Annotated in this window: 21 protein-coding genes; 13 read left to right on the top strand and 8 right to left on the bottom strand. The window is 59.9% G+C overall.

Annotation, left to right across the window (positions count from 1 at the left end):
• Positions 1–285 precede the first annotated feature (285 nt).
• Together KVG85_RS09290 and KVG85_RS09295 are read left to right on the top strand one after the other, a co-directional pair.
• Positions 286–960 (top strand): cysteine hydrolase family protein, encoded by a 675-nt coding sequence (locus tag KVG85_RS09290; protein WP_217863658.1) that lies wholly within the window; start codon positions 286–288, stop codon positions 958–960.
• A 13-nt stretch (positions 961–973) separates the two neighbouring features.
• Positions 974–2,335, top strand: a complete 1,362-nt coding sequence (locus KVG85_RS09295; protein ID WP_217863659.1) for a purine-cytosine permease family protein — start codon at positions 974–976, stop codon at positions 2,333–2,335.
• 272 nt (positions 2,336–2,607) lie between these two features.
• Here KVG85_RS09295 and KVG85_RS09300 read toward each other — a convergent pair whose 3' ends face one another.
• Positions 2,608–2,826: a hypothetical protein gene (locus tag KVG85_RS09300; protein WP_110599145.1), complete on the bottom strand. Its 219-nt coding sequence runs from the start codon at positions 2,824–2,826 to the stop codon at positions 2,608–2,610.
• A 292-nt stretch (positions 2,827–3,118) separates the two neighbouring features.
• On the opposite strand from KVG85_RS09300, the gene dctP reads away from it, so the two are divergent.
• The 6 genes from dctP (at position 3,119) to KVG85_RS09330 (ending at position 9,629) form a co-directional block, all read left to right on the top strand.
• Positions 3,119–4,114 (top strand): C4-dicarboxylate TRAP substrate-binding protein DctP, encoded by a 996-nt coding sequence (gene dctP / locus KVG85_RS09305; protein ID WP_110599143.1) that lies wholly within the window; start codon positions 3,119–3,121, stop codon positions 4,112–4,114.
• Between the two features lie 62 nt (positions 4,115–4,176).
• A complete protein-coding gene (locus KVG85_RS09310; protein WP_217863660.1) occupies positions 4,177–4,809 on the top strand; it encodes a TRAP transporter small permease in 633 nt (210 codons plus the stop codon).
• On the top strand, positions 4,806–6,089 hold the full coding sequence (dctM, locus tag KVG85_RS09315) for a C4-dicarboxylate TRAP transporter large permease protein DctM (protein WP_041480541.1): 1,284 nt from the start codon (positions 4,806–4,808) through the stop codon (positions 6,087–6,089). The genes KVG85_RS09310 and dctM overlap by 4 nt, the downstream gene beginning before the upstream one ends.
• Before the next feature lie 83 nt (positions 6,090–6,172).
• On the top strand, positions 6,173–7,123 hold the full coding sequence (locus KVG85_RS09320) for a TAXI family TRAP transporter solute-binding subunit (RefSeq protein ID WP_122881889.1): 951 nt from the start codon (positions 6,173–6,175) through the stop codon (positions 7,121–7,123).
• A gap of 71 nt (positions 7,124–7,194) precedes the next feature.
• Entirely contained in the window at positions 7,195–9,222 is a 2,028-nt protein-coding gene (locus KVG85_RS09325) for a TRAP transporter permease (RefSeq protein WP_217863661.1), read from the top strand.
• A complete protein-coding gene (locus KVG85_RS09330) occupies positions 9,219–9,629 on the top strand; it encodes a DUF1850 domain-containing protein (RefSeq protein ID WP_160768911.1) in 411 nt (136 codons plus the stop codon). The genes KVG85_RS09325 and KVG85_RS09330 overlap by 4 nt, the downstream gene beginning before the upstream one ends.
• Positions 9,630–9,676: 47 nt before the next feature.
• Here the strand turns inward: KVG85_RS09330 and dctA are convergent, their stop codons facing one another.
• Together dctA and KVG85_RS09340 are read right to left on the bottom strand one after the other, a co-directional pair.
• The gene (dctA, locus tag KVG85_RS09335; RefSeq protein ID WP_110599133.1) at positions 9,677–10,984 is read right to left on the bottom strand and encodes a C4-dicarboxylate transporter DctA; all 1,308 of its coding nucleotides are present in this window, start codon (positions 10,982–10,984) and stop codon (positions 9,677–9,679) included.
• A 102-nt stretch (positions 10,985–11,086) separates the two neighbouring features.
• Positions 11,087–12,256 (bottom strand): mandelate racemase/muconate lactonizing enzyme family protein, encoded by a 1,170-nt coding sequence (locus tag KVG85_RS09340; RefSeq protein WP_024012582.1) that lies wholly within the window; start codon positions 12,254–12,256, stop codon positions 11,087–11,089.
• A gap of 98 nt (positions 12,257–12,354) precedes the next feature.
• On the opposite strand from KVG85_RS09340, the gene KVG85_RS09345 reads away from it, so the two are divergent.
• Positions 12,355–13,230, top strand: a complete 876-nt coding sequence (locus KVG85_RS09345) for a LysR family transcriptional regulator (protein WP_024012581.1) — start codon at positions 12,355–12,357, stop codon at positions 13,228–13,230.
• A gap of 409 nt (positions 13,231–13,639) precedes the next feature.
• Here the strand turns inward: KVG85_RS09345 and KVG85_RS09350 are convergent, their stop codons facing one another.
• The gene (locus KVG85_RS09350; RefSeq protein WP_217863662.1) at positions 13,640–14,608 is read right to left on the bottom strand and encodes an oxidoreductase; all 969 of its coding nucleotides are present in this window, start codon (positions 14,606–14,608) and stop codon (positions 13,640–13,642) included.
• Between the two features lie 87 nt (positions 14,609–14,695).
• On the opposite strand from KVG85_RS09350, the gene KVG85_RS26140 reads away from it, so the two are divergent.
• Entirely contained in the window at positions 14,696–15,616 is a 921-nt protein-coding gene (locus tag KVG85_RS26140; protein WP_367615310.1) for an AraC family transcriptional regulator, read from the top strand.
• A 51-nt stretch (positions 15,617–15,667) separates the two neighbouring features.
• Positions 15,668–16,120 (top strand): thiol-disulfide oxidoreductase DCC family protein, encoded by a 453-nt coding sequence (locus tag KVG85_RS09360; protein ID WP_217863663.1) that lies wholly within the window; start codon positions 15,668–15,670, stop codon positions 16,118–16,120.
• On the opposite strand, the gene KVG85_RS09365 is transcribed toward KVG85_RS09360, so the two are convergent.
• Positions 16,103–16,600, bottom strand: a complete 498-nt coding sequence (locus tag KVG85_RS09365) for a DUF2269 family protein (protein WP_197890376.1) — start codon at positions 16,598–16,600, stop codon at positions 16,103–16,105. The two genes, KVG85_RS09360 and KVG85_RS09365, sit on opposite strands and share 18 nt — an antisense overlap.
• A 1-nt stretch (position 16,601) precedes the next feature.
• Positions 16,602–17,729, bottom strand: coding sequence for a saccharopine dehydrogenase family protein (locus tag KVG85_RS09370; protein ID WP_217863664.1), 1,128 nt, complete (start codon positions 17,727–17,729; stop codon positions 16,602–16,604).
• 171 nt (positions 17,730–17,900) lie between these two features.
• On the opposite strand from KVG85_RS09370, the gene KVG85_RS09375 reads away from it, so the two are divergent.
• Positions 17,901–18,116 carry a PLD nuclease N-terminal domain-containing protein gene (locus KVG85_RS09375; RefSeq protein WP_016774306.1) on the top strand — a complete coding sequence of 72 codons (216 nt, stop codon included), beginning with the start codon at positions 17,901–17,903 and terminating at the stop codon, positions 18,114–18,116.
• Positions 18,117–18,371: 255 nt separating this feature from the next.
• Positions 18,372–18,848 carry a PA2171 family ribosome-binding persister protein gene (locus KVG85_RS09380; protein WP_136493610.1) on the top strand — a complete coding sequence of 159 codons (477 nt, stop codon included), beginning with the start codon at positions 18,372–18,374 and terminating at the stop codon, positions 18,846–18,848.
• Positions 18,849–19,219: 371 nt separating this feature from the next.
• Here KVG85_RS09380 and KVG85_RS09385 read toward each other — a convergent pair whose 3' ends face one another.
• Positions 19,220–20,146 carry a LysR family transcriptional regulator gene (locus KVG85_RS09385; RefSeq protein ID WP_217863665.1) on the bottom strand — a complete coding sequence of 309 codons (927 nt, stop codon included), beginning with the start codon at positions 20,144–20,146 and terminating at the stop codon, positions 19,220–19,222.
• Positions 20,143–21,117 (bottom strand): quinone oxidoreductase family protein, encoded by a 975-nt coding sequence (locus KVG85_RS09390; RefSeq protein ID WP_217863666.1) that lies wholly within the window; start codon positions 21,115–21,117, stop codon positions 20,143–20,145. Before KVG85_RS09390 ends, KVG85_RS09385 begins: the two co-directional genes overlap by 4 nt.
• Positions 21,118–21,255: the final 138 nt, after the last annotated feature.

Genomic DNA, 21,255 nt, shown 5'->3' on the forward strand with positions numbered 1-21,255 from the left:
CTCACACCCGCTCTTCAAGCGCGGTGTGTGCGTTGCCGTGCGCAGCCATGGCGCGTTATCTCCGTCGATTTCGCTCTTCGTCCTCCATCGTGCTGCCGCAGCTGCCATCCTGCGTGAGCGCGAAGCAAAACGGTTTCTGGCAGATAGTCAGGTAACACCTCCCCACGAGAGTCTCTCTCGATCTCTCGCAGTTTCCGCCTTGGCGGATCGCTGCGCACCGTCATTACCGAGTTTCCTGGTGAGTCCCTCCGGCTCGCCCGACGCTCTGCATCCGGAACAAACCTGATGAACCAAAACACCGCCTTGCTTGTGATCGATATGCAAAAGGAAGATGGCTTCCCGCTCGAACGCTTCGATCAAGTGGTCGATAACGCCGCATCCCTGATCGATCGCGCTCGCCAGTTGCACATCCCGATTTTCTACACCCGCCATGTCAACGACGCTCCGGGCCGCGATCTGGCGCTGGGCGAACCGGTAGACGACCAAGGCAGGCCAACGACTTACCGCGCCGGCACATTTGCGATCGAGATCATTGACGCCCTGGCGCCTCGAGACGCTGACGTCGTCATCGATAAACGCCGCTACAGCGCCTTCCACGGCACCCGTTTGGCTCAGATGCTCAACCGCCGAGGCATCAAACACCTGGTGGTCATCGGCGTGCTGACGGATGTGTGTGTCATGAGCAGTCTGTTCGACGCCTATCAGCACGACTTCCAGGTCAGCCTTGTCGCTGACGCCTGTAGTGCGACTACAGAGGGAGCGCATTACTCGGCACTGTTCATCCTTTCCAACTGGCTGTACGGGCTGGAGCTCTTTACCACCGAGCAGTTGTCGAGACGCTGGAACAACGAGCCGGCAACATCGCTTCGAACCGCCGAACCCGATCACCTCGCCTTCCAGCCAGATGAATTCCCACACGTCGTAGCGCGCTTTCAACGCCGCCTCGTCGACGCCTGCTGAACGGAGAACAGACATGAAAGTTGAAAAACGCAGCATCGACTTTATCCCAGAGAGCGAGCGTCACGGTCGGCCCCGTTCTCTGTTCTTCGTCTGGTTTGGTGCCAACGCCAACATCACCACGGTAGCGGCTGGAGTGTTGCCCATCAGCCTGGGACTCAATCTTTTCTGGAGTGCGCTATCGATCCTTATCGGTTCGCTGATTGGTGCAATCTTCATGGCTTCGCACTCCGCGCAGGGACCGAGACTGGGTATTCCGCAGATGATCCAGAGCCGGGCACAATTCGGGGTTTTCGGCGCTATCGTCCCGCTGCTGTTCGTCATGCTTATCTACTTGGGCTTTTTCGTCAGCAACACGCTGTTGGCTGCTCAGGCGGTGAGCGACCTGAGCCCGTTGAGCACCGCTGGCAACATCGCTCTGCTGGGCGCGGCATGCTTCCTGGTCGCGCTGTTCGGCTACCAACTGATTCATCGCGTGCAGAAGCTGCTTTCGCTGATTTCGATTGCGGTGTTCGGCATCGCCACCCTGCTCGCCCTCGCGCTGCCGATAGAGGCCGGCCAATGGACCGCGCAGGGTTTCAATCTGGTCAGCTTCCTCGCCTCCGTCAGCATCGCGGTCACTTGGCAACTGTCCTACGCACCTTACGTGGCGGATTACTCTCGCTATTTGCCGAGCGCCACATCCACCCGCCAAGTGTTTTGGTACAGCTATGCCGGTACCGTGATCGGCGGAAGCTGGATGATGTTGTTAGGCGCCGTACTGGCCAAGGGCATGGTGGGGTTCTCCGATAATGTCGGGCTGCATCTGATAGGCCTGCTCGGAGGAGGCACCCTGCTGATGGTGGCATTCGTGCTTTACGGCCAGATCGCCATCAACGTGTTCAACCTGTATGGCGCTTTCATGTCGACGGTCACGATGATCGAGCCTTTCTCTGCGCTCAAAATCACCCCGTCTGTACGTGCGGGATTCCTGCTGATCATCTGCACGACCGCTACCGGTTTATGCACTCTGGCGCAGGACGACTTTCTGCAGTTCTTCCTGAATTTCATTTTTTTCATGAGCTACTTTCTGATCCCCTGGACGGCGATCAATCTTGTCGACTATTACGCGCTGCGCAAAGGCGTTTACCGGATTGCCGACATCTTCGATCCGGCAGGCATCTACGGTCGGGTGAACTGGACAGCAATCGCAGTATTCCTTTGCACCATTGCTCTGGAGATTCCGTTCATGAATACCTCCATGTACGTCGGGCCTGTTGCCACCAGCCTGCAAGGCGTAGACCTGGCGTGGGCCGTTGGCTTGCTGTTCCCTGCGTACGCTTATTACGCCCTCATGCGCCGGCGCGGTTCGCTGTTGATCAAGGCATCGCAAGTTTGATGCTCGCAGGCTAAGAGCGTTTGTGCTCTTTTATCAGAACAGTACTGAGGCCCGTATTCACGGGCCTCTTACTTCCTGTGCAAGTTTGTGTAACATCCGGGCAACTGGACGATTCGATTTATACGTAAGTCAAAAAAATTACTGGCAGTGATTTATTGTCAGGGACATGATCAACGGCCCAACCCAACTCTCTGCAGTTGTACAAGCGCAGCGGTAATCGTTGAGCCTTGCTGAATTTCATCAGCCGCCTCGTCTGCGAGCTGAAGCGAACATCAGCGTTTCGCTGATGGCTTGAACTGACGATCAATGTCCAACATCTTCGCGGCACACAAGGCCAGGCGCTGACTGATCACCCGCTCCTGCTCGTTTTTGAGACATTTCTCACAAAGCCCGGCATGTCCGGCACTTGCCTTGTGACGCTCCGCTTGCGGCGAGGTTTTGTACAGCTTATTGCACTTTGTACAAGTGTGGCGCAGCTCGTCGTTTTCCATGGAGGACTTGGCGATATGAGAATCCCGCGCCGCCAACCTGGGGCCTATCTGCCCGGCTCACCTTCAGCAGCGGGCACTTGAAATTCAAACACCACTCATTGCCGGGTAATCCCCATACCGTTCACGGCCCTGACGGAACCACGTACTCAGTTCACTCGCCACTGTTTTGCGGCTTTCTGGTCAATTCCCCGGCAAATCAGAGATTTCTGCCTAGACTTGAACATGTCTCGGCACTTGAACGCGTTCAGCGCGTCGAGCGGTCATCAAAATAAAAACAAGAGGAATCACCCAGATGCTCAGATCTCTGTTCAGCGCACTTGCCTGCGCTTTGGCGGTAAGCAGCATGAACCCGGCCATGGCGGCAGACCCGGTGATCATCAAGTTCTCGCATGTGGTCGCTGACCAGACGCCCAAGGGGCAAGGTGCGTTGCTGTTCAAGAAACTGGTCGAGGAACGCTTGCCGGGCAAGGTCAAGGTCGAGGTGTATCCCAACTCCTCGCTCTTTGGTGACGGCAAGGAGATGGAAGCGCTGTTGCTCGGCGATGTGCAAATGATTGCGCCGTCGCTGGCCAAGTTCGAGCAGTACACCAAGTCAGTGCAGCTGTTCGACCTGCCCTTCCTCTTCAATGACATCAACGCTGTCGACCGCTTTCAACTGAGCCCGCAGGGTCAGGGCCTGCTCAAATCCATGGAAAGCAAAAACATCACCGGCCTGGCTTATTGGCATAACGGCATGAAACAACTGTCGGCCAACAAGCCACTGCGTGTACCGGCGGATGCGCGCGGCCTGAAGTTCCGGGTGCAGGCCTCGGCCGTACTGGAGGAGCAGTTCAAGGCGGTGCGCGCCAATCCGCGCAAGATGAGTTTTGCCGAGGTGTATCAAGGCCTGCAGACCGGTGTGGTCAACGGGGCGGAGAATCCTTACTCGAACATCTACAGCCAGAAGATGCATGAAGTGCAGAAATACATCACCGAATCCAACCACGGTGTACTGGACTACATGCTGATCACCAACACCAAGTTCTGGAACGGCCTGCCACCCGACGTGCGCAGCGAACTGGACAAGATCGTCGTGGAAGTCACCACCCACGTGAACAAGGAAGCCCAGCAACTGAACGAGGGTGACAAACAGCGCATCCTTGCCGCCAAAACCACGGAAATCATCACGCTTACGCCAGAAGAACGTGGGCAATGGCGCGATGCGATGAAACCGGTGTGGAAGAAGTTCGAAGGCGAAATCGGCGCTGAGCTGATCTCTGCCGCCGAAGCCGCAAACCAGGCGCAATAATCCCAAGGCAGGCGCCGCTGCGTCGGCGCCTGCCCGTCTTCACTCGACGTGAGATGCCATCCATGAAAGCGCTTCGGCGAATCTGGGAACACTTCGAGGAAGGCTTTATCGTCTTCCTTCTGGCGGCCATGACCCTCGTCACGTTTGTCTACGTGATCCTCAATAACTTCTACAGCCTGTTTTACTGGCTCGCCGATCATTGGCCGGCAGCGAGTGTCCCGCTGTTCGCCGTTGGCGATCAGATCATGGGCATGGCGCAGGCCATGACCTGGAGCACCGCCCTGACCAAAGCGCTGTTTGGCTGGCTGATTTTTTTCGGCCTGGCGTATGGCGTGCGCACCGCCGGGCACATCGGTGTCGACGCACTGGTCAAACTGGCGCGCAGATCGGTACAGCGCTACATCGGCATTTTGGCCTGCCTGTGCTGTCTGGCCTACGCGGGGCTGCTCGCCGTCGCCAGCTTCGAATGGATCGAAACCTTGATGAACGCCGGTATCGGTGCCGAGGATCTCGGCCATTTCGGCGTCATGCAGTGGCATATCGGGTTGATCGTGCCGCTGGGCTTCGCGCTGGTGTTAATCCGCTTCGCTGAAATTCTCCTGCGCATCCTGCTCAACCGTCAGACCGGCCTCGGCCTGGCCGATGAAGCGGCCGACGCGCTGAAACTTGCCGAACACGAGGAAGACAAGCCATGACCATTGCCTTCCTGTTCGTGGCCCTGTTCGCCTTGATGTTCATCGGCGTGCCGATCGCCATTTCGCTAGGGCTGGCCGGCTCCCTGACGATCATTTTCTTCAGTCCCGACTCGGTGCGCTCGCTGGCGATCAAACTGTTCGAGACCTCGGAACACTACACGCTGCTGGCCATTCCTTTCTTCCTGCTGGCCGGGGCCTTCATGACCACAGGTGGCGTCGCCCGCCGGCTGATCGACTTCGCCAACGCCTGTGTCGGGCACATTCGCGGCGGCCTGGCCATCGCGGCGGTGCTGGCCTGCATGCTGTTTGCCGCCCTCTCCGGTTCAAGTCCCGCCACGGTCGCTGCGGTGGGCTCGATTGCGATTGCCGGGATGGTCCGTTCCGGCTACCCGCAGGCGTTCGGCGCAGGGATCATCTGCAACGCCGGTACGCTGGGTATCCTTATCCCGCCGTCGATTGTGATGGTGGTTTACGCCGCCGCTACAGAAACCTCCGTGGGCAAGCTGTTCATGGCCGGCGTGGTGCCTGGCCTGCTGCTGGGCACGGCGTTGATGGTGGCGATCTACATCGTCGCGGTGAAGAAAAATCTCCCCGCCTTGCCGCGTGCGACGCTTCGCGAGTTTCTGAGTACGGCACGCCAGGCAATATGGGGCCTGTTGCTGATGGTGATCATCCTCGGCGGCATCTATTCGGGCATGTTCACCCCGACCGAAGCTGCCGCAGTGGCAGCCGTCTATTCGGCCTTCATCGCTTTGTTCGTCTACAAGGATCTGACCTTTCGCGAGACCCCCAAGGTTCTGCTCGACTCGGCCAAGCTGAGCATCATGCTGATGTTCATCATTGCCAACGCCATGCTGTTCGCCCACGTGCTGACCACCGAACAGTTACCTCAACAAATCACCGCCTGGGTGATCGACGCCGGCCTGACGCCGGTGACGTTCCTGCTGGTGGTCAACATTGTGCTGCTGATTGCCGGCGCGTTCATGGAACCGTCAGCGATCATCCTGATCCTGGCGCCCATCCTTTTTCCTATCGCGATGAAACTGGGCATCGATCCGATTCACCTCGGCATCATCATGGTGGTCAACCTTGAGATCGGCCTGATCACGCCACCGGTGGGCCTGAACCTGTTCGTGACCTCGGCGGTGACCGGCATGTCCTTGCCCGCCACAGTCAAAGCCGCGATGCCGTGGTTGTCGATTTTGCTGTTGTTCCTGATCCTGATTACTTACGTGCCATGGATCTCACTGGTGCTGCCGAACTGGCTGGGGATGAACTGACGTCGTGACGATCACGTTCAGCCGGGACCGGCTAGAGTGCAATCACTCTGCTTAAAACCATAACAAGACGGAGAAGTGCCCCCATGCGAGTCAAAACACGCTTTGCCCTGCTGGCCGCCGCCACGCTGACCCTTAGCAGTGCTGCGCAGGCCGCGCCCGTGTTCATCAATATCCTCACCGGCGGAACCAGTGGGGTTTACTACCCGATCGGGGTCGGTCTGTCGCAAATCTACAGCGACGGTATTGCCGGCTCGAAGACATCGGTGCAGGCCACCAAAGCGTCGGTAGAAAACCTCAACCTGCTACAGGCCGGTCGCGGCGAATTGGCCCTGGCTTTGGGCGACTCCGTGGCCGACGCCAAAAACGGCGTGGAGGACGCCGGTTTCAAAGCACCACTGACCAAATTGCGCGCCTTGGGCGGCGCCTATCCCAATTACATTCAAATCGTCGCCAGCAAAGAGTCGGGGATCAAAACCCTCGCCGATCTCAAGGGCAAGACCATCTCGGTCGGCGCCCCTAAATCCGGCACCGAATTGAATGCGCGGGCGATATTCAAAGCGGCTGGCCTGACCTACGAGGACATGGGCAAAGTGCAATATCTGCCGTTTGCCGAATCGGTGGAATTGATCAAGAACCGGCAACTGGACGCCACCCTGCAATCGTCGGGACTGGGCATGGCCGCCATTCGCGACCTGTCGTCGGTAATGCCGCTGAACTACGTCGCCATTCCGAGCGAGGTGGTGACAAAAATCGGCAATCCGGCCTATCAGAGCGCAATGATCCCGGCCAACACCTACGACGGCCAGGCCGAAGCCGTGCCTACCGTGGCAATCACCAATATTCTGGTGACCCGCGCCGACCTGCCGGATGACGTCGTCTATGACATGACCCGCCTGCTATTCGACAACCTGGGGCGCTTGGGTAACTCCCATTCGGCGGCCAAGGACATCAAGCTGGAAGCGGCTGCGAAAAATCTGCCGATCGCGCTGCACCCCGGCGCCGAGCGCTACTACAAGGAAAAAGGCGCTTTGTAAGCGCTTGTGCGCAGTGGCGTGACGGCCGCTGTAGCGTCGATTCCTTTGCGTGGTCATGAGGAAGGCAGCCAATGAGTGACGAGCATCACGGTATTTCCGCGAACCCGCGAGACTGGCCGAAAACCCTGTTTTACGTAGCGTTGCTGTTCTCGATTTTCCAGATCGTCACCGCAGCCTTCTCTCCTCTCTCCAGCCAGGTGCTGCGTGCGGTGCACGTCGGTTTCCTGCTGTGGGTGGTGTTTCTCAGTTATCCCGCACGCGGCACAGACCGTCCGTGGCAACCGCTGGCGTGGCTGCTGAGCCTGGCCGCTATCGCTACCGCGCTGTACCAATGGGTGTTCGAGGCAGATCTGATCCAGCGCTCCGGTGACCTCACCTCGGCCGACCTGATGATCGGCATCGTATTGATTGCCCTGGTCTTCGAAGCTGCGCGACGGGTCATGGGCATCGCGCTGCCGGTGATTTGCGGGTTGTTCCTGGCGTACGGCCTGTTCGGGGAATACCTGCCCGGCGAACTGGCCCATCGCGGCTACGGTTTCGACCAGATCATCAATCAACTGTCGTTCGGCACCGAAGGGCTGTACGGCACGCCGACGTATGTGTCGGCGACCTACATTTTCCTGTTCATCCTGTTCGGCGCATTCCTCGAGCAGGCCGGCATGATCAAATTGTTTACCGACTTCGCCATGGGCTTGTTCGGGCACAAGCTGGGAGGCCCGGCAAAAGTGGCCGTGGCCTCGTCGGCGCTGATGGGGACGATCACCGGCTCCGGGATCGCCAACGTCGTCACGACCGGGCAATTCACCATTCCGCTGATGAAGCGCTTTGGCTATCGCGCCGCGTTCGCCGGCGGCGTGGAAGCCACCTCCAGCATGGGCAGCCAGATCATGCCTCCGGTGATGGGCGCGGTCGCCTTCATCATGGCTGAAACCATCAATGTGCCCTTCGTCGAAATCGCCAAGGCGGCGCTGATACCCGCCCTGCTGTATTTCGGTTCGGTGTTCTGGATGGTCCATCTGGAAGCCAAGCGCTCCAACCTCAAGGGCCTGCCCAAAGACCAGTGCCCCAGCGCATGGGGCGCGGTGAAAACCAGTTGGTACTTGCTGATTCCTCTGCTGGTTCTGGTGTACCTGTTGTTTTCCGGGCGCACACCGCTGTTCTCCGGCATGGTCGGCCTGGCATTGACTGCCATCGTGATTCTCGGCTCGGCGATCATTTTCCGGGTGCACAGCTTTGGCCTGCGCTGCGCGTTCTGGATTGCCCTGGGCGTGCTCTGCACAGGTTTTTTCCAGCTTGGCATCGCGGTGATTTTCGCGGTCATTGCCGTCCTGGTGCTGGTCTGCGCTTTCATCAAGGGCGGTCGCGAAACGCTGCTGATCTGCCTGCACGCGCTGGTCGAGGGCGCCCGCCACGCGGTACCGGTGGGCATCGCCTGCGCACTGGTCGGCGTCATTATCGGCATCGTTTCACTCACTGGCGTCGCTTCGACGTTCGCTGGCTACATTCTCGCCATCGGCCGCGACAACCTGCTGCTGTCGCTGATCCTGACGATGATCACCTGCCTGGTACTGGGGATGGGCATTCCGACCATTCCCAACTACATCATCACCAGCTCGATCGCCGCGCCTGCCCTGCTGGAACTGGGCGTGCCACTGATCGTGTCGCACATGTTCGTGTTCTACTTCGGCATCCTCGCCGACCTGACCCCGCCGGTGGCCCTCGCCTGTTTTGCCGCCGCACCGATCGCCAAGGAAAGCGGCTTCAAGATCAGCTTGTGGGCCGTGCGCATTGCGCTGGCCGGTTTCGTCATCCCGTTCATGGCGGTCTACAACCCGGCGCTGATGCTGCAAGGCGATGATTTGGCGGCGAGCGCTTACATGCTGGTGAAAACGGTTCTCGCGGTCGGTCTGTGGGGCATGGCGTCGACCGGTTTTCTGCAACAGAAAATGCTGATCTGGGAACGGGCGCTCAGTCTCGGCGCCGGCGCCCTGCTGATCGTGGCACTGCCGGTGACCGATGAAATCGGCTTCGCACTCGCGATTCTGGTCATCGTGCAACACCTCTGGCGCTCGCGGCGCGCCGCCGCGGCCAATGAATGATCGGTTTGTGCCTGGGTCTGGCCGGCAGCATTTGGGCACAATTGCCGGTAGCGAACTTCACGCTGGCATGGAACCACAGCATCGAAAAGATCCGTTGGGAGGAAGACTACCGCGTCACGGCCCAAGGGCTGGTTCTAGAGCAGGCCAGGGTTCGCGGCAACGGCGCTGGCATGGAGATACCCGACGACGCCCGGCTGGAAAACGGCAGTTGGCATTACCGACGCCACTTGCCGCCGCTGCAACCACTGCAATTGGGCAGAACCCCGCAGGCCGGCGATTACCAGTTATGCATGGACGGCAAGTGCGAATTGGTCAGCCGATGGGTTGGGCCGGCTAGTATCAGCCAGCCGTTTTTGCAGTTGTGGAGTTGCGAAATGACTTCGCTATCGCCGTCGCATGATGGTTAGCCAGGAAACCGTGGCGAGCTGTCGCCAACATCGCCACGTTGCGCGGATTACTTGTGCGCCAGCATCGATTTACGTTCGGCCTTGGCGTGTTTCATGGCAGCGATTTCCCGCTCGCACGCTTCGACATCGAAGGAGTTGTCCCACTTGGCAATGGCAATGGTGCCGATGCCGTTGCCGATCAGGTTGGTCACCGCTCGCGCCTCGTTGAGGAAGCGGTCGATGCCCAACAGCAACACCAGGCCCACCAGAGGTATCGAGTGAATGGTGGTGAGCGTGGCCGCCAAGGTCACGAACCCTGCTCCCGCCACACCGGCCGAGCCCTTGGAGGTCAGCAGGAACACGCCGAGCAGAATCATCTGATCCATGAAGGTCAGCGGCGTGTTGGTCGCCTGGGCGATGAAGATCGCCGCCATGGTCAGGTAAATGCAGGTGCCGTCTGCATTGAAGGTGTAGCCCGTCGGCAGGACCATGCCGACTACAGATTTCTTGCAGCCGAGCTTTTCCAGTTTGACCATCATTCGCGGCAATACCGCTTCGGTCGAACAGGTGCCCAGGGTGATCAGGATTTCATCCTTGAAATAGCGCAGAAACTGCATCAGCGGCATGCCCGACCATCGCGCCACCGCGCCCAGTACAACGACGATGAAAATCAGCGTGGTGATGTACAGCGCGACCAGCAACTGCCCCAGCGACAGGAGAGTGCCGATGCCGTATTTGCCGATGGTGAATGCCATGCCAGCCCCCGCGCCCAACGGCGCCAGACGCATGACCATCGCGACGATTTTGAACAGACCTTGCAGGAACAGATCGATGGTGTTGATCAGCGGTTTGCTGGTTTCGCCCATTTGCACCAAGGCGACGCCCATCAGCACCGACAACAGAATCACCTGCAGCATCACGCCGTTGGAGAAGGCGCCGAGGAAGGTATGCGGGATGATATTGAGGAAGAATTCGACGAGGCCGCCCTGCTCGCTTGCCGCCTGGCTGTATTTGTTGACAGCGCTGCCATCGAGGGTGCCGGCGTTGATATTCATGCCGGCGCCGGGCTTGACCACGTTGACTACGATCAGGCCGACCACCAGTGCGATGGTGGAAAGAATCTCGAAGTAGATCAGCGCTTTCACACCGATGCGGCCGACCTCCTTGATACTGCCCATCTTGGCGATACCGACCACTACCGTGCCGAAAATGATCGGCGCCAGGAGCATCTTGATCAGCTTGATGAAACCGTCAGCGAACGGCTGTAGCTTGGCGCCGATGTCCGGCACGAAGTAACCGATGGCAGCGCCGATGACGATGCCGATCAGCACTTGCACATAGAGCTGGCTGTACCAGCGCGATTTTGAAGTTTCCACGGAAGCACCTCATTTTATTGTTGTGGTGGGCATGTGGCTTTGGCGTCGAGGATGACGCCTGAAGGTGCGGCCTCGGAAATCGAGGCCGCAGATAAAACCGAATCAGCCCTCGCCCAGTTCACGCATGACGGCATACAGCGCAGATTTGGCTTCGAAGCCGACACCCGGAATATCCGGCAGTCCGACGTAGCCGTTCTCCACGCGGATACCATCGGCAAAACCGCCGAATGGCTGGAACACGTCCGGGTACGATTCGTTGCCGCCCAGGTGCAGACCGGCAGCGATGTTCAGCGACATCTGGTGACCACCATGCGGCACCACGCGGCGCGAAGACCAACCCAGCTCTTCCATCACTTTCAGGGTGCGCATGTACTCGACGAGCCCGTAGGACAACGCGCAGTCGAATTGCAGGTAGTCACGGTCAGGGCGCATGCCGCCGTGGCGCAACAGGTTGCGGGCGTCCTGGTGAGAGAAGAGGTTTTCGCCGGTGGCCATCGGCAGTTCGTAGTGATTCGCCAGCTCGGCCTGGAGCGCATAATCCAGCGGGTCGCCGACTTCTTCGTACCAGAACAGGTTGTACTTCTTGATCGCTTCGGCGTAGGCGATACCGGTCTGCAGATCGAAGCGGCCGTTGGCGTCGACCGCCAGGCGCTGGCCGTCGCCCACCACCTCCAGCACCGCCTCAATGCGACGGATATCTTCGTCCAGCGGCACCGCGCCAATCTTCATCTTGACTACGTCGTAGCCACGATCCAGGTAGCTCTGCATTTCGGCCTTGAGCTTGCTCTGGTCCTTGCCCGGGTAGTAATAACCACCCGCCGCATACACCCAGACTTTGTCATCGGCAACGCCGTTGCGATAACGATCGGCAAGCAGGCGATACAGCGGCTTGCCTTCGATCTTCGCCACCGCATCCCACACCGCCATATCGATGGTGCCGACCGCTACCGAACGCTCGCCATGCCCGCCCGGTTTTTCGTTGGTCATCAGGGTTTTCCAGATGGCGAACGGATCGAGGTTATTGTTCTCGTGATCGATCAGGGTTTCCGGGTCGGCTTCAGTGATCCGCGCCAGAAAACGATCGCGCATCAACGCGCCCTGGCCGTAGCGACCGTTGGAGTTGAAGCCGTAACCGATGACCGGTTTGCCGTCGCGGATCACGTCGGTAATGACCGCGACGACCGAGCAGGTCATCTTCGAAAAATCGATGTAGGCATTGGCGATCGGGGAAGCAATGGAGACGGTTTTCTCACGGATATCGACGATACGCATGACGGGTTCCTCTTGTTGTGGTGACCCAACGTTATGCGTTGCGACGACACCCGCCCAATGCTATTAATGCCGCGCCCTATGCACAGGAGGCATTGCCCTTGGAACTGGTTTGGCTTGAGGATTTTTCAGCACTGGCCGAGTACGGCAGCTTTGTCCGGGCCGCCGAAGCGCGCCATGTGACGCAGCCGGCGTTCAGTCGCCGAGTGCGCTCGCTGGAGAACTGGATGGGTGTCGAACTGTTCGTGCGCACCCCGCAAGGCGCGACGTTGACCGAGGCCGGCCGACAGATTTTGCCCAGCGCCCAGGAAGCAGCCAGACGCCTTTACCGCATGCGCTCCGAGGCCCAGGAAGTGGCTGGCATGGCGGCGAAAACCTTGCAGTTTGCTGCCACTCACTCGCTGTCATTCACCTTCTTCCCACGCTGGTTGCGCAGCGCCGAAAGTGGCGCGCCGATCGATGCGGTTCGCCTGCATTCCGACAGCATGGCCGTGTGCGAACAGATGCTGATTCATGGCCAGGTGCAGTTCCTGCTGTGCCACCGCCACCCCGACGTTCCGCCATTACTGGCGCCGGATCAGTTCATTGGCAAGAAGGTTGGCGAGGATGTACTTGTGCCGCTGGCGAGTGCTTCAGCCCAGTTCGGCACGTCGCCTGAAACCCTGCCCTATCTGGCCTACACCCACGAATCCGGCCTGGGCCGAATCGTCGCCCACAGGTTACATGGCAAGGCTGATTATCTGCACCTGAAACCGCTGTTCAGCAGCCACTTGGCCGCAGTGCTGATGTCGATGGCGCTGGAAAGCAAAGGCGTGGCCTGGCTGCCGAAAAGCCTGACCGAACAGGAAATGGCTGACGGGCGTCTGGTCAGGGCACTGGATGAAAGTTGGGATATTCCCCTGGAAATACACCTGACTCGCCCGACGGCACCGATCAGCCCTTCAGCGGAGGAATTCTGGGCGAAGCTGGGGGAGTAATCTGACCGGGCTGCAGCGCGATGGCGGTGCACAGGCGTGACGAGCGTAGGCGAAATGTTGTGTCTGGGTACGACTTGATTACGGCGGCGCGGCAGCCCCTCACCCCAGCCCTCTCCCGGGGGAGAGGGAGCCGATTCGGGTGCTGTTCAAATCCTGCGTTCGGCTCGGTTGCAAAGGGTCGGCGTGTTTCGGTCATTTATTGTGGTTCGGCTTGAATGAAGTGCTGAGATTGAAGCCAAAGCCCCTCACCCCGGCCTCTCCCGGGGGAGAGGGAGCCGATTTGGGTGCTGTTCAAAACCTGAGTTCGACCCGGTATTTCAGGTCGGCGAATTTCTCCTAAACACCTCGGTCAGTCCCCTCTCCCTCCGGGAGAGGGTTAGGGTGAGGGGCTTTTGGCCTTTGACTCGATTTATGCGACCGTGAGCCCCGTCCATAGCTCCGACAACCCCCAAAGTCGCTCAGCCAGCTCAGCATCCGCCGCCCATTTCGCAACACCCTTGCGGCCTGCTTCCGGTTCATTGATCGGCGCAACATTGCAGTCTTCGCAATACACGCCGCCCAAATCCGCAAGCAATGCACTGGTCGCGCACCACAACCCCGTTGCGGCGCCCTGCTCCAGCGTTTTCAGCCCATTCTGCGCATCGAGCCGTGGCCGGCCCTGCTCATCCAGCGCATCGAATGCGGCAAGTTCCGCTGTGCTCAGGTGCCGTGCCAGATCCGTCAGAATCTGCCCGGGATGCAATGAGAAAGCGCGGACGCCATGGCTACGTCCACGCTGATCCAGTGCAATCGCGAACAAGGCATTGGCCGTTTTCGACTGGCCATAGGCGAGCCATTTGTCATACGGCCGTTGCAGAAAATCCATGTCGTCAAAGTCGATCCCGGCAATCTGGTGCCCGCGCGAGGACACTGACAACACCCGCGCCTGCCCAGCCTTGACCAGCGCGGGCCAGAGGCCGCAGGTCAGGCGGTAATGACCGAGATGGTTGGTCGCGAACTGGCTTTCATGGCCATCGGCATCGCGCAGCAACGGCGCGGCCATGATTCCGGCGCAGTTGATCAGCAATGACACTGGCTGACCCGCGCTGACCACGCTGTGGCTGAACGCCGCCACCGACTCGGCCTGCATGAGGTCCATGGGCATCACGCGGACACCGTCCACTCCAGCCAATGCAGCCTCAGCTCGCGCGGTATCTCTGGCCGGCACGATAATTTGCGCCCCTGCCGCCGCGAGGCTTTTTACCGTCAGCAGACCGAGGCCGGAATAGCCGCCGGTCACCACAACGAGTTGCCCGCGCAGATCAATGCCGGCCATGACTTCAGCCGCTGTGCTGGCGGCGTTGAACGGTGATTGCACAGGTTGTTGAAGCGTGGCCATGGGCGTAATCCTGAGTGAGCTATCGAAGGCCTTCATTCTTGGCTAAGCTTTCGGGACGAACCAGTCTGATAAATCCAGGTTTCTGTCGTGATCATCCAAAATCCTGCTGGCGACCCACTCTCTGCGGTATTGGCGCTCTCGGAACTGCGCGCAGCCTGCTCGGTTCGCTTGCAAGCGGGAGGCGTCTGGGCGCTGCGTTTCCAACCCATCGAACTGAAATTCAACGTGGTGCGACGAGGCGAATGCTGGCTGCGGATGCAAGGCGTGCCGGCGCGCCTGTTGCAGGCCGGCGACTGTTTTGTGGTGTCGCGCACGCCGTTCATTCTGGCCAGCGGCCCCGACATCGAGGCGGTGAATGCAGCGGATGTTTTCGCCCATGACGGAGCCTCAGCGACCTTTGGCGTCGGCGAGGAAGTCGAGTTGCTGGGCGGCAGCGTGTCGCTATCCGGCCCCGGCGCAACCGAACTGCTCGACGTGCTGCCAACCTCGCTGATCATTCGTGCCGAAACCGCAGGCGCCTCGTCGTTCGGCTGGCTGCTGGATGAACTGGGCCGCGAGTGGCCGTCGCATCAGCCTGGCTCGCAGGCGATGTGCAACGACCTGCTGCGGCTGATCTTCATCCATGCGCTGCGCCATCACATCAACAGCGCGGATGCCGAACAACTGGCCTGGCTGGGCGGACTGCGGGAACCGGCGATTGCCGGCGTGTTGCGCGCCATTCACGCTGCTCCGCAGAAGCCTTGGCAACTGACGCAAATGGCCGAGATTGCCTGCATGTCGCGATCGGGTTTCGCCGCGCTGTTCAAAACTTGCATGGGTGTAGCGCCGGTCGAATATGCCACGCGCTGGCGGATGCGCGTGGCCGCGTTCCGCTTGCGCAATGGTCGGGACAATGTCGCCACTGTCGCCGCGTCACTGGGCTATCTGTCCGACGCGGCGTTTGGCGCTGCATTCCGCCGCGTGCACGGAATATCGCCGGGGCAATACCGTCGCGATCCACTCTTATAGTCCGGTGATCAAGGTTATGATCGCAACAACCGCCGCCAAGGACATCCGCCGATGCCTGCCATGAAAACCCGCCCCACCTCCGCGCCATTGCTCAAGCCCGGCGAAACCGTGGTGCTGTTCGACGGCGTGTGCAAACTGTGCAACGGCTGGGCGCGCTTTCTGATTCGGTATGACCGTCAGCGCCGCGTGCGGCTGGCGACCGTGCAATCGCCCGAGGGCCAGGCCTTGCTGGCGTGGGCCGGTATGCCGCTGGACGAGTTCGACACCATGGCGGTGATCCGCGACCGCAATTATTGGGAACGATCAGATGCATTTCTTGAAGTGGTCGGGCAACTGCCAATGCGCTGGCAGCCGCTGAAACTGCTGCGGATCTTCCCGCGTCGTCTGCGCGACTGGGCTTACGATCGCATCGCGCTGAACCGCTATCGGCTGTTCGGCAAGTACGACACTTGCCTGCTGCCGACTGCGGATCACGAAAGCCGTTTTCTAAAAGCCCACGGCTGACCCGATCAGTTGCAGCGGCGTCATCTTCGTCACCATCATCAGCACGATGACAAACATCCCGGCGAACCCGGCGACGCCCATCCAGAACCACCAACGGTACGTGCTCGCGTAGCGATCATCCAGAGGCAGGCTACCTTCGCCCGCGCTCAGCGCCATGCTCTGCAAACGCTTTTGCAATACCAGCACCGGCAGCCACAACGCGCCGACACAGAAGAAAATGATCAGCGAAGTCAGCAGCCATTCGGTGCTCATCGAAAGCCCGGAAAGCCGCATCAGCAGATAGCCAGTGATGACCTGCACAATCCCGGCCGGCGTGGTGATCCACGTATCAAAGCGCACCACCATTCGTGCGACATGGGCGATCACTTGCGGGTTGCCGCTGCGGCTGGCGGCGATCAGGTAGAGGTAGGAGCCCATGCCGAAACCAAAGAGGAAAATCGCCGCAATGACGTGCAGGTACTTCAGGCAGAGATAGAGCATCTCAACGCTGCCCTTCGGCGAACTGAACCGACAGGCTCAGATTGGCCGGATCGTTGATCGCCGCCAGATATTCATCGACGCTGATTTCGCCAACACACGGCCGCGCGCCAGGTTGCGGTGCATAACCCCGGGCCATTTTGCTGGCGAGAGCGACGGCGGCGCAGCTGGGGATTTCCGGGCCTTTGTCATTCAGTGCGGTGAGTTGCACGGTCATGCTCAGCGGCTGGTCGTCAACTCCGATGCCTTGAACATCGATGTACATCGCGCTTTTGCCGTCACCGAAGCGTTCGAACCGCGTTCCCAGTCGATGCAGGCGCGCCGCCCAGCGCACATGATCGCGCACCAGACCGAAGCGCAAGGCTTGCGCCAGCAAGGCGTTGGCGACACCGCCGAGCTTCAGGCCGGCGCCAGCCTTGAAGCGCAGCGTCTGTGCGCCATAGCGGCGAGCGAAAATATCCATGTCCGGCACATCGACATTGGCCAGCACCCGCGTGCCCAGTTGCGGCATCGTGCGCAAAGTCAGATCGAGCCAGCCCAATACTTCGTGAACCTGGCCGTTTTTCAATTGTTTGATCGGTTTGCCTGCGTAGGCGAGCACGCCTTCGACCGTGGACAGCCCCGGCATTTTTGCCGAGGAAGAAATGCCATGCTCAATCGAATCGATTCGCGCAAAACGCGAGCGCTGCTGGTCAATGATTGCCGAAGACAAGGTCGGCACTGAACTGCAACCGCTGAGCAGCGCCACACCAGCCTCCCTGGCGCGGGCGTCGAGCACAGCAATGCCGTTGACGAAGGTGCGGCAGTCAGCCAGATCGCAGTAATTGACCCCGGCGCCGATGTAGCTCTCAGCAACCGCGTAGGACTGCCCCTGAAACGGCCCGCCGGTGTGCACCACCAACTGAATATTCAACTCTCGCAACGCCGCTTGAAAACCTGCGCCCATCGCATCACCGCACCAGCCTTCGCAAGCTCGGCCCGACTGCGCTTGCAGCTCAGCGACCTTGCGCTGCAACTTGCGCGCATCGCGGCCCGACAGCAGCAGTTCAATCTCTGACATCTGTGCCAGATGCCGACAAACGATACTGCCGAAATTGCCGTAACCACCGACGACCATCACCCTGAATGCCATTGCCCTGTCCCTGTTCCAGCCTAAACGTGTGGCGCAGAGGATATAGGGCGCAGCGGCGACCAGACATTTATTTTGCAACCGGGTATCACCGCGTCCGCTTGTCCCAGGCAAAAAGAATGAACCCAACGCCCCTCTCGTCGCCTAACGCACAGACCATCAGGAGTTAAGCCTATGCAAATCGAAACCGTGTGGATCGTATTGGCGGTCATTCTCGTGCTGATCGAGCTTTGGGCCATCAACCGGGTGCGTAAAAGCGAGGGGAAATCGAGCAATAAAGGCGTGTGGATCGTGCTGATCGTGTTCGTGCCGCTGTTCGGCCTGATCGCCTGGGCGCTGGCGGGGCCCAAGCATATCGGTCGCGGCTCGCCTTCCCAGGCCAGCCGCTAAGCAAGGACGCGGCCCCGTCTCAAGCATCACTCACAGCCCGGCTTTTGCCGGGCTTGTTATATGCAATGTCTGCTGCGCGGATATCTTGCAGGCTGCACGAAAGCATTGTGCCTGCTTCGATGCCAGCCCTTGATTTAGAAGGGTTGCGCTTGATCGGCGAGTTGGCATGAGTCCTGCGATAGCCTCTTCCTGAATACACAGCAGCGCGAAAAAGAACGCTGTGTTCAATCCGTGAAAAGCAGAGGCCTTAAAAAAATGAATGCCATCGACCTTCTCAAAGCCGACCATGAAAAAGTCAAAGCCATCCTCAGCCAACTGAGTGAGTCCACCGACCGCGCACTGAAAAAACGCGTGGAGTTGCTGGGCAAACTGGAAATGGAAATCACCATCCACACCCGCCTCGAGGAAGAGATTCTCTATCCTGCGTTCAAGGAAGCCGGCAGCAAGGAAGAAGACATCATGTACTACGAAGCCAAGGAAGAGCACCGCACCGTGGACTCACTGGTACTGCCTGATCTGAAAGAAACCGATCCAGGCACCCCGGAATTTGCCGGTCGGGTCAAAGTGGTCAAGGAACTGTTGGAGCACCACATCGAGGAGGAAGAAGAAGAAATGTTCCCGAAAGCGCAAAAGCTTCTGGGCAAGGCAAAACTCGAGGAATTGGGCGCACAGATGGAAGCCATGAAGGCCAGCCACAAAAAGGAAATGGCAGCCAACAAGATCGCCGCGTAAAGCGTTGAAGACTCCAAAGCCCGGCAGCGATGCCGGGCTTTTTTGTGCGCTCAAACTGGGCCTCGCTCCCACATTCGCTATACGTATGTTCGGCAATTCCCGAGCAAACCACGAAACCTGTGGGAGCGAGCCTGCTCGCGAAGGCGCCAGGTCAGCCACATCATCTTGACTGACACTCCGCTTTCGCGAGCAGGCTCGCTCCCACATTGGATATACGTGTGTTCGGCAATTCCTGAGCAAGCCACGAAACCTGTGGGAGCGAGCCTGCTCGCGAAGGCGTCAGGTCAGCCAGACCCTCTATGACTGACACTCCGCTTTCGCGAGCAGGCTCGCTCCCACAGGGCCAGTGTCGGATTTGATGCAGGTTGTGATCAAACCGCCCAAGGTGGCCCGGTCTCGAATTTCGCTTCGATCCACTCCTTGAACGCCACCACCGCCGCCGCCGGAAATCGCGATGACGGCCTGACCAGATAAACGCCGCCCGCCGAATCCAGATGCCAGTCGGGCAGCACGCGAATCAGCCGACCTGCCTTCAGATCGCGGCTCATCAGCCAGTCACCGGCACCGAGTATGCCGGCGTCGGCGCGGGCGGCGGCGAGCAGGGATTCACTGTCGCTGGCGGTCAGGTTGCCGTGTGGCGTAATGGTCTGCACTTCGTTGCCGCGATGCAGGCGCCACAGCGGAAACGACGTCAACCCGCTGAAGCGCAGGCAATTGTGCTGCAGCAGGTCCTGCGGGGTTTGCGGCATGCCGTGGGCCTCGATGTAGCCCGGTGACGCGCAGAGAATCCGACGATGGTCACTGAGCTTTTTTGCAATCAGGCGATTGTCGTCCAGTTCGCCGATGCGAATAGCCGCGTCGAAGCCCTGCTCGATGATGTCGACGAGGCCTTCGCTGTAATCGGCCACCAGAGAAACCTGCGGATGGGCCTTGAGAAATTCCGGCAGCAGCGGCCCCAGCCATAACCGCCCCATTGCCGCCGGCAAGGCCAGGCGCAGGGTGCCGCGTACTTCGCTGGCGCCCTGCACCGCTTGCTGCTGCGCTTCGTTCATCAACTCGACGGCTGCGCGCAGGCGCTGTTCGAGTTGCAGGCCAGCCTCGGTGATACGCACGTGTCGCGTCGAGCGCTCCACCAGCCGCACGCCCAGTCGCTTTTCCATCGCCGCAAGGCGCTTGGAAACGATGGTCGGATGGCGCTGCAACAAACGGCCTGCCGCGACGAACGAGCCCTGCGCGGCGACGGCCAGGAACGCAGCGATTTCATCGCTGTGCGGGTTGCTCAGAACATCCAGATTCATGGTTTTAAAATGATCGCCCCTGATGATCGGCCCGATTCAAGATCGGCGTGCGCTTGTGCCGCGTCGGCCAGTGCATAGCGCGCGCGAATCTGCGGCGTGATGATACAGGCAGCAACAGCGGCCAGCACATCTTGCGCGCGCTCCTGATATTCGGCTGTCGTGGCGGTGTGGGCGGCCAGCGACGGACGGGTCAGGAACAGCGAGCCCTTGGCGTTCAGCGTGGCCATTTCCACCGCCGCCGGCGCGCCGGTCTGCGCCCCGAACGAGACCATCAATCCGCGTGGGCGCAAGCTGTCCAGCGAGGCCTGAAAAGACACCCGACCAATCGGGTCATACACCACATCGACCTTGCGCCCCTCGGTGATACGCACCACATCGGCGGCGAGAGTCTCGGCATCGAACACCAGCACTTCGTCACAACCGGACGCGCGAGCCTTGTCGACACTGGCCTGCTTCGACACCACACCGATCACCGTTGCGCCAAGGTGTTTGGCCCACGGCACCATGATTTCCCCCAGACCTCCCGCGACGCCGTAAAGCAGCATCGTCGTGCCCGGCCCGACGGGATAAGTCGCCTTCAGCAGATACTGCGCGGTGATGCCTTTGAACAACACCGCCGCCGCATCTTCGAACGACAACTCATCGGGAATCTTCACCAGCCGCTCTGCCGGAAACAGCCGCGCCGAGGCGTAACCGCCCAAGGGGCCAGTGGCGTAAGCGACCCGATCACCGACGCGCACATTGCTCACACCGGCACCGACCGCCGCCACCCGACCCGCGCCTTCCAGCCCCAGCCCCGACGGCAACGCCACCGGCACCGCACCTTTACGCTGGCTGGCATCCAGGTAATTGACGCCCACCGCCTCTTGCTCCAGCCAGACCTCGCCGGACCCGGGGGCCTGTTCGCTGACAGTGTGCAATTGCAAAACGTCCGGTGCGCCCGTTGCGGTGAAGCGGATTGCGTTGGCCATGGTCATCTCCATTCATTCGTTAAGTGTTAGCTCAGTCTGAAAGCTCAGCACTCAACGAACAACCCAGCCTGAATGCAGTTCATTGCTGCAAACGCTGCAGCAATACACACATAAAAAAGGAGCGGCACATGCTGCCGC

The sequence above is a fragment of the Pseudomonas triticicola genome (genome assembly GCF_019145375.1).
Taxonomy (GTDB): Bacteria; Pseudomonadota; Gammaproteobacteria; order Pseudomonadales; family Pseudomonadaceae; genus Aquipseudomonas; species Aquipseudomonas triticicola.